Source organism: Chitinophaga sedimenti (genome assembly GCF_023156195.1).
In the GTDB taxonomy this organism is placed as follows: Bacteria; Bacteroidota; Bacteroidia; order Chitinophagales; family Chitinophagaceae; genus Chitinophaga; species Chitinophaga sedimenti.
This window is the reverse complement of sequence record NZ_JAKUKA010000001.1, coordinates 5,377,046-5,391,325: the sequence shown is the minus strand read 5'-3', so window position 1 is coordinate 5,391,325 and position 14,280 is coordinate 5,377,046. Positions and strand designations below refer to the sequence as shown.

Here is a 14,280-nt window from a genome sequence, read left to right as displayed (position 1 = left end):
CCATAAAATATTTAATATGGAGGAAAGCGCTTTATGCGCTTTCTTTGCTTTTTGAATAGTCTTATTTTTGAAGCTTTACATGTGAAGGCGCCAAGTGCTTGTTATGGCAAATAAAAAATTTAGTTTAATTTCCCTGTATTACAACAATTACTCACTCTGGAGTATGCTGAAAGCAAAAAATTTATCACCGCAAAAACTAGCCGCTTTTACCGCACTGATCTTGTCAGTAGTAGCTGCCATGGGAACCTTGTTGGTTGAACCAACCTTCAGGACCGTCGCCATTGCGTTTGTGGTAACGTTCCTAGTGGCGTATTACCTGTACCTCTATACACTGCAGAATTTCATTTACAGGAAGATCAAACTGATCTACAAGTTCATCTACCAGACCAAAGCGACTAAAAGGGAAGACTTCTTTAACAAAAACATCCTCCCCCTGAAAACAATCGAGGAAGTGAGTGAAGATGTGGAGAAATGGGCCAGCCAAAAGAAAGAGGAACTGGACAATCTTCGCCGCAACGAGGCTTTTCGTAAAGAATTTCTGATGAACCTTTCGCACGAGTTGAAAACGCCCATTTTTGCGGTGCAGGGCTATATCCACACCCTGCTCGACGGCGCTATGGAAGACCCGACCGTGAATAAGATGTTCCTGAAAAATGCCACCAAGAACATTGACCGCCTGTGCGGACTGCTCGACGACCTCGACGAAATTTCAAAGCTGGAAAGCGGCGAGATGACTATCAATACAGAAATCTTTGTTATCCAGACCTCATCCGCGACGTGTTCGACACCCTCTCGCTGAAGGCCAGGCAGAAAGACATCAAATTCAGTATCAAAAAAGGATGTGAGGCGCCGGTGCAGGTGCTCGCAGACAAGGAGAAAATACGCCAGGTGCTGATCAACCTGATCGACAACTCCATCAAATACGGTAAACAACAGGGTTCCACGGTAGCGAGCATTTACAACCTTGATGGTAAAACAAGCCTGGTGGAGATTTCGGACGACGGTATCGGTATGCAGGAAGAACATCTGCCCCGCGTATTCGAACGTTTCTATCGTACCGACAAAGCCCGTAGCCGCGATATCGGCGGTACCGGGCTGGGCCTGGCAATAGTGAAGCACATTATTGAAGCGCACGGGCAAACGATCAATGTGAGGAGTAAGCCGGACGTGGGGTCTACATTTGGGTTTACGCTGGAAACCGTAAGAGAGTAGTTTTTAGCTTTATGTATATGTGAAAGCCGCTGGTAAACCAGCGGCTTCTTATTTTAAAACCGGAACTGCAACCTGCACGTAAACACATTATCCTTCAGATCATCTGTAAATCCATCCAGACTGGTGTTCTCATTCTCCACGATATCATAATAGAAGAACATCTTCAACTGAGGGCTGAAATGATACAGGTAGCCAAACCCTAATGTATTATAACGCACATCAGCACCGGTAAACCCATCATCACTGTTCGCTCCTATCTCCCTCCCTTTCACTTTTCTATTCGGGTCGTACCAGTCATACTTGATGATCAGCTGGTGCTTGATGCTATGAAGATGTTGCACATAGTAAAAGTAAGCGCCGTCAAACGGACGGATGTACAGCGGGGCCGGCGCGCCGCCAGTCATAGGCACGCTGCCGGTGTTTCAGTGGTATTGGCCGTCGCCGTTTGTGTACCGCGGATATATTCGGCCCGGAACTCTGTGAAACCAATACGATTGGCGATACGAAGCTGCGCATCCATGCCGTAATAGTGACGGGGTGCCACTTCATCGATATTACCGGTGGAATCCGTCGTAAAAGCCTTTCCATCCATCTTGTGGATATAGGGCGTAAATTGTTGCATGCCGCCCTGTAAAACAGAGGCGCCGACTGACAGGCGCATTTTAGGCGCAATCTCCAGCTGCCGCAGGTAAGCGCGGGCGATGAAGTCTTTGTGGCTATCGTAGTCGCCTGTACCGGTTAAGCCCTGTCCATTGAAAAAACCAGCGTCTATTTTAAGGTGCCGCCACACATCTTTACGCAGCCTCGGCTCCCAACTGAGCATAGCGCCCAGGTCGCGCTCCGTACGCATCAGTATCTGCGACATACGTCCACGTTCCGGTGTTTCGCGGTCGCTGGATGACAGATTGATCTCATACCCGAAAGGCCGCGGAAACATACCCGTGGTGAGCGAGAACATACTGTACTTGTTTTCGAAGAAACGTCCCCAGAAGTCGCGGATATTCACTCCCCGCTCCGTACCGTCGAACTGAAAAGCAAATTGCACCACCGGTAAACCGTCGTGATTAAAACGTTCATAATCAAACCGGATACGGCCGCGGCGCAACATGAAACGGTTGTTCACATGCTCGGCAAAATCACCGCCGGCATAACCTTTGGCTCCCTGGCGCGCTGCAAACTGGAACTGTGGCTGCATATAGCCCCCGAGACGCAGGGCGTCAAACTTCTTATACATGGAAAACATACCCTTACCCACATCGGTGGTGGTATCGATCATATCCATCAGGAACTGGGCGTGGGTAATGTGGCTGATACACAGCATCATGCAAAGCAAGACCGGGAACGCGGCTTTTTCATGCAACACTAAAATTTGCGCAAAAATAACCGGAAAACTGTTACGTAACAATTTGGTAACAATTACTTAACCTTGGTCGCCTGTTTCGTGCGAACCTTTCCCTGGTTACTGGCTGGGCGCTGTTAAATTCAGCTGCCCATTGTTAATGGACACTATTTCCGCTTATACCGAAGCGTAACGGAGTTCATCCCTGGGTGGAGCGTCGCCCAAATTGCTGACAAGGGGATATAAGAAAGGGCCAGCCAAAAGGCCAGCCCTAAAAAACAGCTTATGAAAACTTAATACTTATGTACTGATTAGTACGCAGCAGATTTAGGATCGAAGTTGGTCCAGCCTGTAGTCCAGGTATCTGTAGCGCTCAATGCACCAGCGTAAGGAACATTGGTGAAGTTTGCGTTGTTAACTTTTGCATCAGTAAAGCTGGCTTTAGTCAACACCGGAGAACCAGTGGCAGGACGAGCGTCCAGGTCAGCCAGGGTAACTGCGTTTACACCGGTCAGTTTAGTCAACTTCAGGTTAGCCAGGGTGGTAGTGGTGTCATTTGCGTTAGTAGCGCCCATTAACCAGCCTTTTACGTCTACAGTGATACCACCGGCAGTAGATACGTTTGCTACAGTGCTACCGGTGAAGAAGTTATTTTTAATAGCCAGGTTGTTAGCCAGTGCTGCGTCAGCAGTTTTCGTACCGTTGAACAGTACAGCATAAGGCCAGCCTACGATAACGCTGTTGTACAGGTTCAGGCGGGTAGCTCTTCTTACGAACAGACCCCACTGGAATACGTTAGTACCGATGTTAGCACCACCGTTGATAGCCCAGGGGCCGATAACAGTCATGTTAGAGAAAACAGGTGCAGTGATAGGGGCAGTTTCAGTACCGTCAGCGTCATTGTCAGACTCAAAGCCGTTAGACTGACCAGGCAAAGCAACATCAGAGATGTCTTTGTCGCGGATAGCCAGGCCAAATTGTACGTTACCATTGTAACCGTTGTCAGTATCGAAATCGTCGTCCAGGGTACGGAAAGAGATCAGGTGTTTAGCGTTCACAGAACCGCCGAACCATTCGAAAGCGTCGTCACCGCCGAAAGAACACTGTACGAAGTCGATAGTAGTACCGCTACCAACACCGATCATAGTCAGTGAGTTCAGCTCTGTGTTAGGAGATGTAGAAAGTGCAATACCTGCAAATTCGATCCTTACATATTTCAGTACACCAGAGTTGTCTGCGTTGTTTACAGCCGGATTAGTAGCGCGACCGCCACCACCGATAACGTCGTCACCATAGGTATCGAGGTCAGTAGTGCTGAAACCTTCTACCTGCCTGGTGTTCGCAACACCTTTGAATGCGGTGTTAACGGCGCCATTACCCAGGATCACGATGCCACCCCAATCGGAGTAGTTACGGGAACCAGCAGCCTGGTTAGAAGTAAATACGATAGGCTTAGAAGCAGTACCTTCAGCCATTATCTTTGAATTACGGGTGATGATCAGGGTAGCTTTGGTACCTTTAATCGCCTTCACTACAACACCTGGCTCAATAGTCAGTACCGCGTTGTTTTTTACAAAAGTAGGACCGCTGATGTAGTAGGTTGTACCGGCTTTCAGGGTACGGCTGGCGGTGATCGGACCACTAAGAGTGTCAGACTGGGTATTGTTTCCGCCACCTTTGCCTGAGTCTTTATCAGAACACGCTGTGATAGTAAACATCGCAATTGCCGCGATCGCTGCTAAGCTTCTTTTCATTATATCGTTTTTTGTGGGTACGAAAATCGAACTTGGTTATTATTGGTATGTTAAGCCAATCTTAATTAATTGTGAACAAGCGTTAGAACTTGTAGTTAAAAGTGAGACCGATGTTGGTGCCATAGCTGAACTGACTGATCACTTTATCAGTACCGTCTTTGTAGCGCTTCTCGTCCTGCCCCCAATAGTTGGTTGCTTTTTTGTTCAGGACATCCGAAGCGGTGAATTTGATATCTGCGTTTTTGAATATGCGCTGTGTAATCTGGAAATCCAGTACCGGACGAGGATTTTCCCAAATGTTAGGAGTGTTGGCATTACCTACCTGTCCAATACGCTGACCAATCACGTTAAAGAGCACAGAAGCATTGGTGCCGGAGTTTTCGTTATCGAATTGCAGCCCGCCATTTACCAGGTAGGGCGACTGGCCATACATCGGCCTGTCCATACCTCCTACGTAATTTTTCGGGAATTTCACTTCGCTCTTGATCCAGGCGGCATTACCAAACAGGGCAAATTTGTCCAGAACTCACTGCCAAGGAAGCCGAGTTTCTTACGGAACTCAATTTCCACACCATAGCTCGTAGCGCTTTCCACGTTATCATAGCTGAAGGTGGGAGAACCCTGGCCGGTTTCAAACATCATCTCGATAGGCGATTTAAAGTATTTGTAGAATACACCTGCTGTCAGCAGTTCGCCGGCTGCGGGATAGATTTCGTAACGCAGATCGAGGTTGGTAATTTTTGTACGTTCCAGTTTCGAGTTACCAAACACAGTACCGTTGCGCTCAAAATCGTAAAACGCAAATGGAGCAATTTCACGAAATTCAGGACGCGCCACAGTTTGCGAACCGCTCAAACGGATATTCGTTTTTGCATTCAGCATGTAGGTAAGGTTTAATGAAGGCAGTACGTCCGTAGCAGTATTTTCGCTCGGTGCACCGCTACCATCTCTTGCCTGCAGGTGTTGCAGAAAGTAGTATTCTACCCTGGCGCCCCAAACCAACCTGATTTTGTCGCCAAACTGGTTGTCGAACTGGAGGTAGCCAGCGCCCAGGTTAGCGTACGCCTCATAAGAGTCAGAAGGCTCTGTCAGGTCATCGAGGTAAAATTTATCAGCTGCGTAGTTGTTTTTGTTGAATATCTCTGAAGCAGGCAGGGTCAGCAGCGCATCACTGTTTGTACCACCAATGATGGCGAGCGCCCGCGAGTTAAACACCCTGTCTTTACGTTGGAACAAACCGCCCACTTTTACCTGCTGCTGGTTACCCCACAGCTTAAAGGTTTTGGATGCGTCGGCAGATGCGCCCAGCACGGTTTCGTTCAGATCAGAAAAGAAACGGCCGGCATTTCTCGGGTTACCTGTAAATTTAGGAACGTTTACATAGTAGTTATTACCGTCGAGCGACGTGTATTTTAACCTTCTCATATCCGGAATATCCTGCGACATCCGGCAAGGCTACCATTCCATTTTATTTTGATACCGCTGGCTTTCAGGAAGTGCTCGCCCAGCAACTGGGAATTCAGCAGCCTGTTCGACGTAAAGGCCAGCTCCTGACTTTTGATGCCATAGTTCACACCACCTTCCATATCGGTACCGGTACGCAGGGTGGTCTGGTCGTTACTGTTAATGGTATAAGAGTTTTTCAGGCTGATTTTTGTGTCTTTATTGCGGTAGGTGAAGTTCGCCAGACCGCCAATCAGCACGTTCTGCCTGTAAAACTCATCGCGGTAAGAGAATGTTTGCGACATGTCGCTGGGCAGATAGTTGTTCCTGATAATGGAACCAGCCCTGTTTTGTTTGTTGTAAGTGAAGGAGAACACGCCAGCCCACCCTTTAGAAGCATCTTTCTTCGCCACGAAACCGCCGGTAGCCCGGAGGTTCAGGTTCAGTTTGCCGCTTTCGTCGTTCACGGCCCAGCGGTCAGAAAGGGAACGTCCCATTTCTGCCCTGTCATCAGCGCTGCTCTGCGCCAGTGTTTTCGTCGTCGGAAAATCGCCATTCAGTTTACGATCACCATCGTCTACACCGAAAAAGTCGAATTTACCACCCTTGTAAGTATAAAAATCTTTGCCCAGTACGTTGGTGTTAAAACCAGATCCTACTGATACGTTAAAGAAGTTCTGGTCAGGAACGTCTTTGGTATTAATCTGAATCAAACCTCCCGCAAATTCCGCAGGCATTTCCGGCGTAGCTGCTTTGTTGATAATAATGTTATCGATAATGCTCGCAGGGAACAGGTCGAAAGAGAAAGTTTTACGATCGGGCTCTGTAGAAGACATCAGCGCGCCATTCATCATGGTCTGGTTGTAACGGTCAGACAAACCACGCACCACGATGTATTTACCATCGATCATAGATGCACCGGGAACGCGCTTCAGTACATCGCTGGTATTGCGGTCCGGCGATTTGCGGATAGATTCCGCAGATACTACCTGAGCAACGGTATTGGTATTTTTCTGGAACGTCAGCAGGGAATTCAGCGTCTCTGTTCTTGCAGAACCGCGGATCACCACTTCATGCAGGTTTTCAGATTTGGGTTCGTCCATGGTTACATCCTGGTTGGTTACACCACCGGATTTTACCACTACTTCAGAAATTTCTTTAGTAGCATAGCTCATGAACTTCAGCTGCAGCGTATAGGTACCTGGTTTTACAGAAATATTATAACGTCCTTCCACATCGGTCACTGCACCGGTAGAAGTTCCAAGAACAATCACGGTTACACCGGGGAGCGACTCGCCTGATTTACGGTCAGTCACTTTACCGGCTACTTTACCATTGCTTTGTGCAAAGACTTGTACAGCGCCAAACAGTAATGCGAAGATGAATTGTAATACGAAAGTTATGCGTCTCACTTTAGTTTGTTTATTTCGACGCAAAACTACCAGCACAGCATTACCGCACTGTTACCACAATGTTACCAGAATGTTAAGTTGTTAAGGAATCATTATTAAATCATTAACACGAACGCGGGTCCTTGCAGCGATGATAATCTGCTAAGAAAGGCCATGGTATAGGTTTACAGCGACGCACCGCGATTAGGGTACATGTTGTTCATCTGCTGGGCTATGATTTCCGGTGATATGGCGCTGTTAACTTTCGACTCTCCTAATTGGAACAAACGGAGGCTTTTATTCATAAACGACTTCTGATCAAGCCTGCAAAGTTCCGGCAAAAATTGTATTTGTCTTCCAGCTCTTCCTCAAATTCACGTAAACTCAGGGTCTCGTCAATAGGATGCTCGATCATATCTCCTTCTTCAAGGCCCGCTTCTTTCAGGGTATCGAAAGCGTTCGCCAGGGAGTGTTTAATGTACACAGTGACATTGCAATTCAACAGACGCTGGAATTGCATCTGTAACAGGGATACGGTCATTAAAGGATGTAACTTCAGGATCTTCATCTAAATTCTGCTTAACAGGTATAGGACAAACTTAGTAACACAGGGTTACTTAAATATTAATATCAGGTTACTTAATTGTAAACAACTGACGTGAAAGTCGTTACAAATATATTAAAATAATTAAAATATCTATTTCTTTTTAGATAGATGGGAAACTAATCACCTTACCATCCGGCCATTCAATGCCACCCTCTTCTTCTTCCTCCGATGCCACCACCTGCTGCCGCGATGCTTTGGATACCGGGTGCACATACAGCGACCAATCTCCTTTGGTATACTCCAGTGCCGTCAGGCTCTCCACCCAGTCGCCCGAGTTCAGGTAGGTAATTTTGCGGCCCCCGAAAGCCATTTCTTTGATTACAGGTTGATGAATATGCCCGCAGCACACCACGTCAAATTCTTTTTCCGCGGCAATTTCAGCCACTGTTTGTTCAAAGTCGGAGATAAAGCTCACCGCCTTTTTCACACCCTGCTTCACTTTTTTGGAGAAAGACATCTTTTCGCGGCCCATCTTCTCCAGTATGTTATTTACTAAACGATTGATAATAATAAGGATATCGTACCCCTTGCCGCCCAGCTTCGCCAGCCACTTGGAGTTTTTCATGGTCACGTCGTACACGTCGCCATGGAAAAACCAGTGCCGCTTGCCATCTACCTCTAAAATCAATTTGTTATCGATCGTGAAGTTGCTAAGTTCAAAGCCCGCGTATTTGCGGAGCGCCTCATCGTGGTTACCGGTAAGGTAATACACTTCGGTACCCTTGCCGATCATTTTCAGCACCTTCCGGATTACCTTGGTATGTGATTTCGGGAAATAGCGCTTGCTGAACTGCCAGATATCTATGATATCACCGTTCAGGACCAGGATTTTAGGATCGATACCGTCCGGTAGTTCACCAGCTCCTTGGCGTGGCAACCATAAATTCCCAGGTGTACATCTGAGATAACAACGATATCTAATGGGCGTTTGTCGGACATGCGGACTCGGAATAATCGCCGGGCTTAAACCGCGGGGCCCGGATTTTTGTTTAACTGAGAAAAATATACGATCGGGTATTACCGGGTCTGTTCAGGCCGACTTTATTAGCGAAGAGCCTGCAAACCCGCGTCAAAACTCAACTACATACAATTTTGCGGTCTATCTTTTCTTCTGCAAAGGAAAAATCGCTATATTACTTTTATATTAATCCAGTGTTAAGGAATTATTAATTCGTGCATTTTCTTGGCTCCTATACCCTTTGAAAGCTATTTTTGCGGCAAATTTCTAATAAAACAAACTATATGGGAGGCTTCAATTCTATCGTTAAACTCTTTATGCCGAAAGACAGGGTGTTCTATTCACTGTTTGAAGATGTGTCGGCAAACCTGGTAGATATGGCCCAGGAACTCGTGAACCTTGTGGAGAGCAATGATCCTGCGTTCCGTAAAGACAAAACTCACCTGATTGAGCGCCTTGAACACAAAAATGACGACTATACGCACCGCATATTCGTAGAGCTGGGTCAGAACTTCATTACACCGTTCGACCGCGAAGACATCCACTACCCGGCGTCTACCCTGGACGACGTAGCGGATTACATACACGGTTCTGCCAAAAGGATGGACCTGTATAAAATCAAGGAAATTACAGAAAGTGTACGCAAACTCGCCCACCTGATCCTGGAGGGTTGTAAAGAACTGCACCGCGCTATTCCCGAACTGCGCACCATGAACAACATGCGCCTGATCACCGACGCCTGCGTAAAAATCAACAGCCTGGAAAACCACGCCGACGATATCTACGACCGCGCCATCGGCGACCTGTTCGAATTTGAGACCAATGCCGCCGAACTGATCAAAATGCGCGAAATATACCAGGCGCTGGAGATTGCCACTGATAAGTGTGAGGATTCTGCCAATGTGATCGAAACTATTATTATCAAGTATGCCTGATAACGCTTTTGCTGATCAACGGCGCAATTCACCTGTATCATGACTTTTCTGGTTATCATTATTATACTGGCATTCATCTTCGACTACATTAACGGTTTTCACGATGCTGCCAACTCTATTGCCACGATCGTATCCACCAAGGTACTTACGCCCTTTCAGGCGGTACTCTGGGCAGCGCTCTTCAACTTCGCGGCATTCTTCATTTCCAAATACGTTTACGGCGAGTTTAAAGTGGGTAACACCATTGCCAAATCGGTATTCGAGCAATTCATTACGTTAAAAGTGATCTTCTGCGGCCTGGTGGCAGCGATTTCCTGGAACCTCCTCACCTGGTGGTACGGGATCCCGTCCAGCTCCTCGCACACCCTCATCGGCGGCTTCATTGGCGCTGCTGTGGCTAACGCACACGGCTCCTTCGACGTAATTAATTATTCCAAAGTACTGCCTACCGTATATTTCATCGTACTGGCACCGCTCATAGGTATGATCGTGGCGTTTATCATCACGGTAATTATCGTGAACATCTGCCGCAAAGCCAATCCTTACCGGGCGGAGAACTGGTTTAAGCGACTGCAGCTGGTTTCTTCGGCAGCATTCAGCCTTGGCCACGGTGGTAACGACGCCCAGAAAGTAATGGGTATCATCATCGCCGCAGCCATGGTGGCTCACGGATTAATCCCCGATCTGAAGTCGGTACCGGATTGGGTTCCTTTCGCATGTTTCACGGCAATCGGCCTCGGTACCCTTAGCGGTGGCTGGAAAATCGTGAAAACAATGGGCTCCCGCATTACCAAAGTAACACCACTGGAAGGCGTAAGTGCCGAAACAGCGGGCGCCGTTACGCTGTACCTTACAGAATCGCTGGGTATCCCGGTGAGCACCACCCATACCATCACGGGCTCCATCATTGGTGTAGGCGCCACCAAACGCCTGTCTGCCGTACGTTGGGGTGTAACGGTTAACCTGTTATGGGCCTGGATCCTGACCATTCCCATCAGCGCCATGCTGGCCGCAGGTACCTATTTCATAGTAAGCCTGTTCATCTAAGCTAACTGTATCTTTAGTATATCTTGCCCGCCGGCCTTCCGGTGGGCTTTTTTTTGAACCAGCCTCTAACCCTTCCTCAGCCGCCGGTGTGTCACTCACTTCAACCTTCAGTACGCTATCAACAGGTGTAAACCTTAATCCGGATTATTAACCTGAGTGTAAACCTATTTCAGGACGTGACACTGGCTGTTTTATGGCCCCATCCAATAAGCATCCTTCGTTCATCCTAGGTTCATCCTAGGTTCAAGGTAGGTTCAACCTAGGTTCACCAACAAAGGATGAACCTTATATAAACGAAGCATCAACGTAGGATCAACGAAGGATAAGGCTAAGGTCGATAAGGGATACAACCGCGAAGTATAGGGGGCTGCCCACTGCCTCCCGCCACTTACCACCGGAAAGCAGCAGCCCGTCCAGGCTACCACTGATGCTATTTTCACCGAAAAAGGTTTATCTGGCTTTATCCATCTTTTTCCCTTTAAAAAATTATGGCGATAACTATATACCCCCTATTTTTGTGCGGCCTCAGAACAGGTCCTTTGATTTTAAACCGATTGTTCGATCCATGAAAGGAATTATACTTGCCGGCGGGTCCGGTACCCGTTTACACCCGATTACATATGCTATCAGCAAACAGATCATGCCGATATATGATAAGCCAATGATCTACTATCCGCTGTCAACACTGATGCTGGCAGGTATAAAAGACATTCTTATCATCAGCACCCCCACGACCTGCCGTCCTTCAAACGACTGTTCGGCGACGGCTCACAGTACGGCCTGAATTTACAGTACGCAGAGCAGGCAGTGCCCAACGGTCTTGCCCAGGCATTTGTAATTGGTGCGGAATTTATCGGGACGGACAACGTAGCCCTGGTATTGGGCGATAATATCTTTTATGGCGCCGGTCTCGGCACACAACTGCAAAACAATGTGCAGCCAGACGGTGGTATCGTATACGCCTATCACGTATCCGACCCCGAACGTTATGGTGTAGTGGAGTTCGACAGCAGCATGAAAGCGGTATCTATCGAAGAAAAGCCCGCGCAGCCCAAGTCTAACTACGCGGTGCCCGGCCTGTACTTCTATGATAATACTGTAGTGGAGATTGCGAAAAACCTGCAACCCAGCCCCCGCGGCGAATACGAAATCACGGATGTAAACCGCGAATACCTGCGCCGCGGCAAGTTACAGGTAAGTGTACTGCCACGCGGTACGGCATGGCTCGATACCGGCACCTTCGACTCGCTGATGCAGGCCTCCCAGTTTGTACAGGTGATAGAACAACGCCAGGGGATCAAAATCGCCTGTATTGAAGAAATTGCCTACCGTAAAGGCTTTATCGACAAAGCGCAACTCATCAAATTGGCGGAACCGCTGAAAAAAGCGGCTATGGTCAATACCTGATGGAACTCGTGAAATAATCATTACACAGAATCTCAATAATCAGCAATATGCAAAAAGTTCTTGTTACAGGTGGTTGTGGCTATATCGGGTCGCATACGATAGTGGACCTGATCAATCATGGTTTCGAAGTAGTGTCCGTAGACAGCAACGTGCGCAGCTCTACGCAGCTTTTAGAAGGTATTGAAAAAATTACCGGTAAAAAGATCCATAACTACAAGGTGGACCTTTGCAACCTGGAAGACACCCATGCGGTGTTTCACGAGAACAGGGATATTGTGGGCGTGATCCACTTCGCGGCGCTTAAAACCGTGCCCGAATCAGTGTCTGATCCGCTTTACTACTTCCACAACAACCTTACCTCGCTGGTAAACGTGCTGAAATGTGTAAAAGAGTTTAACATCCCTAACCTGGTTTTCTCTTCTTCCTGCTCCGTATATGGCAATACCAATGCCCTGCCGGTAGTGGAAAGCACCCCGCTCGGCGAGGCACAGAGCCCCTACGCCCGTACCAAACAGATGGGTGAGCAGATCATTGAGGATTACAGCCGCGTAAACGACACCAACAATATTATTCTCCGCTACTTTAACCCGGTGGGTGCGCACCCCACCGCGCTGATCGGCGAATTACCCCTGGGCAGGCCCGATAACCTGGTGCCGGTCATCACCCAGACCGCCATCGGCAAACTGCCGAAAGTAACCGTGTTTGGTACTGATTATGATACCCGCGACGGTTCCTGCGTACGCGACTACATCCACGTAATGGACATCGCCAATGCGCACACAAAAGCTATGCAATACCTGCTGGATGGTAAAAATGAAAGCAAACGTGAAATCATCAACCTGGGTACCGGTAACGGTGTAACCGTACTGGAAGCCATCAAAGCCTTTGAGAAAGTGTCCGGCGTAAAGCTGAACTACGAACTGGGCCCCCGCCGTCCGGGTGATGTGATCGAGATTTATGCCAACAACTCTTATGCCCGCGAAAAGCTAGGCTGGGAGCCCAAGCAGAGCATCGAAGACATGATGCGTACGGCCTGGCAGTGGGAAGTGTCTTTGCGCGACAGGGTACTGAACAACTAATTTCGCTATAATTCCACTCCTATTTTTCTAAATTTGCGGCACTAAACTGGCAACTATGGTAAAAGACATACAAGTCCTGAACGAAAAGGAAACCCGTGGCGGTTTCGGTGAAGGCATCCTCGAAGCAGCGCGTAGAAATCCTAATGTGGTAGCGCTGACAGCCGATTTGCTCGGTTCTATGAAGCTGAATGCCTTCATTAAAGAATTCCCCGACCGCTTTGTACAATGCGGCATCGCTGAAGCTAACATGATCGGTGTGGCTGCAGGTATGACCATTGGCGGCAAAATCCCGTACACGACCACTTTTGCCAACTTCTCTACCGGCCGCGTATACGACCAGATACGCCAGTCTGTAGCCTACTCCGGCAAAAATGTTAAGATATGTGCTTCCCATGCAGGGTTAACCCTGGGTGAAGACGGCGCTACCCACCAGATCCTGGAAGATATCGGCCTCATGAAAATGCTGCCCGGTATGACCGTGATCGTACCCTGCGACTTTAACCAGACCAAAGCGGCTACCATCGCCGTAGCGGAATATGAAGGCCCGGTTTACCTGCGCTTCGGTCGTCCGAAATGGCCGAATTTCACACCGGAAGACCAAAAATTTGAGATCGGGAAGCACAGGTGCTCAATGAAGGTACCGACATCACCATCTTTGCCTGCGGACACCGGTATGGAAAGCCGTAGAAGCCGGCCGCATCCTCGGAAGAAAGAGGTTATAGTGTGGAATTGATCAACATCCACACCATTAAACCGCTGGATACAGAAGCCGTAATTAAATCGCTGACCAAAACCGGTTGCGCGGTAACCGCCGAAGAGCACAACGTACTGGGCGGCCTGGGCGACAGCATTGCACAGGTAGCGGCGCGGCACATTCCCTGCCCCATCGAGTATGTTGGCACCAACGATACTTTCGGCGAGAGCGGTAAACCTACCGACCTCCTCAAAAGTACGGCCTGGATACGCCGAACATCGTGGAAGCAGCCGAGAAAGCCATTGCCCGTAAAAAAGCATAATTTCCGATATAAGGGATTAAACCTTCGTTCAAAAAACCCATCTAACGATGGGTTTTTTATTTTATATTGGTACAAACCCGGATGCTAACCAC

15 protein-coding genes and 1 pseudogene are annotated in these 14,280 nt (G+C 48.2%); 8 read left to right on the top strand and 8 right to left on the bottom strand.

What is annotated here, in order from left to right:
• Nucleotides 1-163: 163 nt before the first annotated feature.
• Nucleotides 164-799, top strand: coding sequence for a histidine kinase dimerization/phospho-acceptor domain-containing protein (locus tag MKQ70_RS30930; RefSeq protein ID WP_248078359.1), 636 nt, complete (start codon nucleotides 164-166; stop codon nucleotides 797-799).
• On the top strand, nucleotides 778-1,212 hold the full coding sequence (locus MKQ70_RS30925) for a sensor histidine kinase (RefSeq protein WP_248078357.1): 435 nt from the start codon (nucleotides 778-780) through the stop codon (nucleotides 1,210-1,212). Before MKQ70_RS30930 ends, MKQ70_RS30925 begins: the two co-directional genes overlap by 22 nt.
• A 53-nt stretch (nucleotides 1,213-1,265) precedes the next feature.
• Here MKQ70_RS30925 and MKQ70_RS30920 read toward each other — a convergent pair whose 3' ends face one another.
• The 8 genes from MKQ70_RS30920 to MKQ70_RS30885 form a co-directional block, all read right to left on the bottom strand.
• On the bottom strand, nucleotides 1,266-1,622 hold the full coding sequence (locus tag MKQ70_RS30920; protein WP_248078355.1) for a hypothetical protein: 357 nt from the start codon (nucleotides 1,620-1,622) through the stop codon (nucleotides 1,266-1,268).
• Nucleotides 1,613-2,575 (bottom strand): putative porin, encoded by a 963-nt coding sequence (locus tag MKQ70_RS30915; protein WP_248078353.1) that lies wholly within the window; start codon nucleotides 2,573-2,575, stop codon nucleotides 1,613-1,615. The genes MKQ70_RS30920 and MKQ70_RS30915 overlap by 10 nt, the downstream gene beginning before the upstream one ends.
• A gap of 287 nt (nucleotides 2,576-2,862) precedes the next feature.
• Nucleotides 2,863-4,305, bottom strand: a complete 1,443-nt coding sequence (locus MKQ70_RS30910) for a beta-helix domain-containing protein (protein ID WP_248078351.1) — start codon at nucleotides 4,303-4,305, stop codon at nucleotides 2,863-2,865.
• An 82-nt stretch (nucleotides 4,306-4,387) separates the two neighbouring features.
• Nucleotides 4,388-4,780 carry a hypothetical protein gene (locus MKQ70_RS30905; protein WP_248078349.1) on the bottom strand — a complete coding sequence of 131 codons (393 nt, stop codon included), beginning with the start codon at nucleotides 4,778-4,780 and terminating at the stop codon, nucleotides 4,388-4,390.
• Complete coding sequence (locus MKQ70_RS30900; protein ID WP_248078347.1) at nucleotides 4,777-5,730, bottom strand: TonB-dependent receptor domain-containing protein; 954 nt, start codon at nucleotides 5,728-5,730, stop codon at nucleotides 4,777-4,779. Before MKQ70_RS30900 ends, MKQ70_RS30905 begins: the two co-directional genes overlap by 4 nt.
• Complete coding sequence (locus MKQ70_RS30895) at nucleotides 5,727-7,160, bottom strand: TonB-dependent receptor (RefSeq protein WP_248078346.1); 1,434 nt, start codon at nucleotides 7,158-7,160, stop codon at nucleotides 5,727-5,729. Before MKQ70_RS30895 ends, MKQ70_RS30900 begins: the two co-directional genes overlap by 4 nt.
• A 280-nt stretch (nucleotides 7,161-7,440) precedes the next feature.
• Nucleotides 7,441-7,707, bottom strand: coding sequence for a hypothetical protein (locus MKQ70_RS30890; protein ID WP_248078345.1), 267 nt, complete (start codon nucleotides 7,705-7,707; stop codon nucleotides 7,441-7,443).
• 139 nt (nucleotides 7,708-7,846) lie between these two features.
• Complete coding sequence (locus MKQ70_RS30885; protein WP_248078344.1) at nucleotides 7,847-8,623, bottom strand: UDP-2,3-diacylglucosamine diphosphatase; 777 nt, start codon at nucleotides 8,621-8,623, stop codon at nucleotides 7,847-7,849.
• Nucleotides 8,624-8,988: 365 nt separating this feature from the next.
• On the opposite strand from MKQ70_RS30885, the gene MKQ70_RS30880 reads away from it, so the two are divergent.
• The 6 genes and pseudogenes from MKQ70_RS30880 to MKQ70_RS30855 all read left to right on the top strand — a co-directional run bounded on the left by MKQ70_RS30880 (nucleotide 8,989) and on the right by MKQ70_RS30855 (nucleotide 14,276).
• A complete protein-coding gene (locus MKQ70_RS30880; protein WP_248078343.1) occupies nucleotides 8,989-9,639 on the top strand; it encodes a DUF47 domain-containing protein in 651 nt (216 codons plus the stop codon).
• A gap of 39 nt (nucleotides 9,640-9,678) precedes the next feature.
• The gene (locus tag MKQ70_RS30875; protein WP_248078342.1) at nucleotides 9,679-10,686 is read left to right on the top strand and encodes an inorganic phosphate transporter; all 1,008 of its coding nucleotides are present in this window, start codon (nucleotides 9,679-9,681) and stop codon (nucleotides 10,684-10,686) included.
• Between the two features lie 427 nt (nucleotides 10,687-11,113).
• Nucleotides 11,114-12,093: pseudogene (gene rfbA / locus MKQ70_RS30870) on the top strand (glucose-1-phosphate thymidylyltransferase RfbA).
• A gap of 47 nt (nucleotides 12,094-12,140) precedes the next feature.
• On the top strand, nucleotides 12,141-13,172 hold the full coding sequence (gene galE / locus MKQ70_RS30865) for a UDP-glucose 4-epimerase GalE (RefSeq protein WP_248078341.1): 1,032 nt from the start codon (nucleotides 12,141-12,143) through the stop codon (nucleotides 13,170-13,172).
• Nucleotides 13,173-13,227: 55 nt separating this feature from the next.
• On the top strand, nucleotides 13,228-13,905 hold the full coding sequence (locus tag MKQ70_RS30860) for a transketolase family protein (protein WP_248078340.1): 678 nt from the start codon (nucleotides 13,228-13,230) through the stop codon (nucleotides 13,903-13,905).
• Nucleotides 13,896-14,276, top strand: a complete 381-nt coding sequence (locus MKQ70_RS30855) for a transketolase C-terminal domain-containing protein (RefSeq protein WP_248078339.1) — start codon at nucleotides 13,896-13,898, stop codon at nucleotides 14,274-14,276. The genes MKQ70_RS30860 and MKQ70_RS30855 overlap by 10 nt, the downstream gene beginning before the upstream one ends.
• The last annotated feature ends 4 nt before the right edge of the window (nucleotides 14,277-14,280 follow it).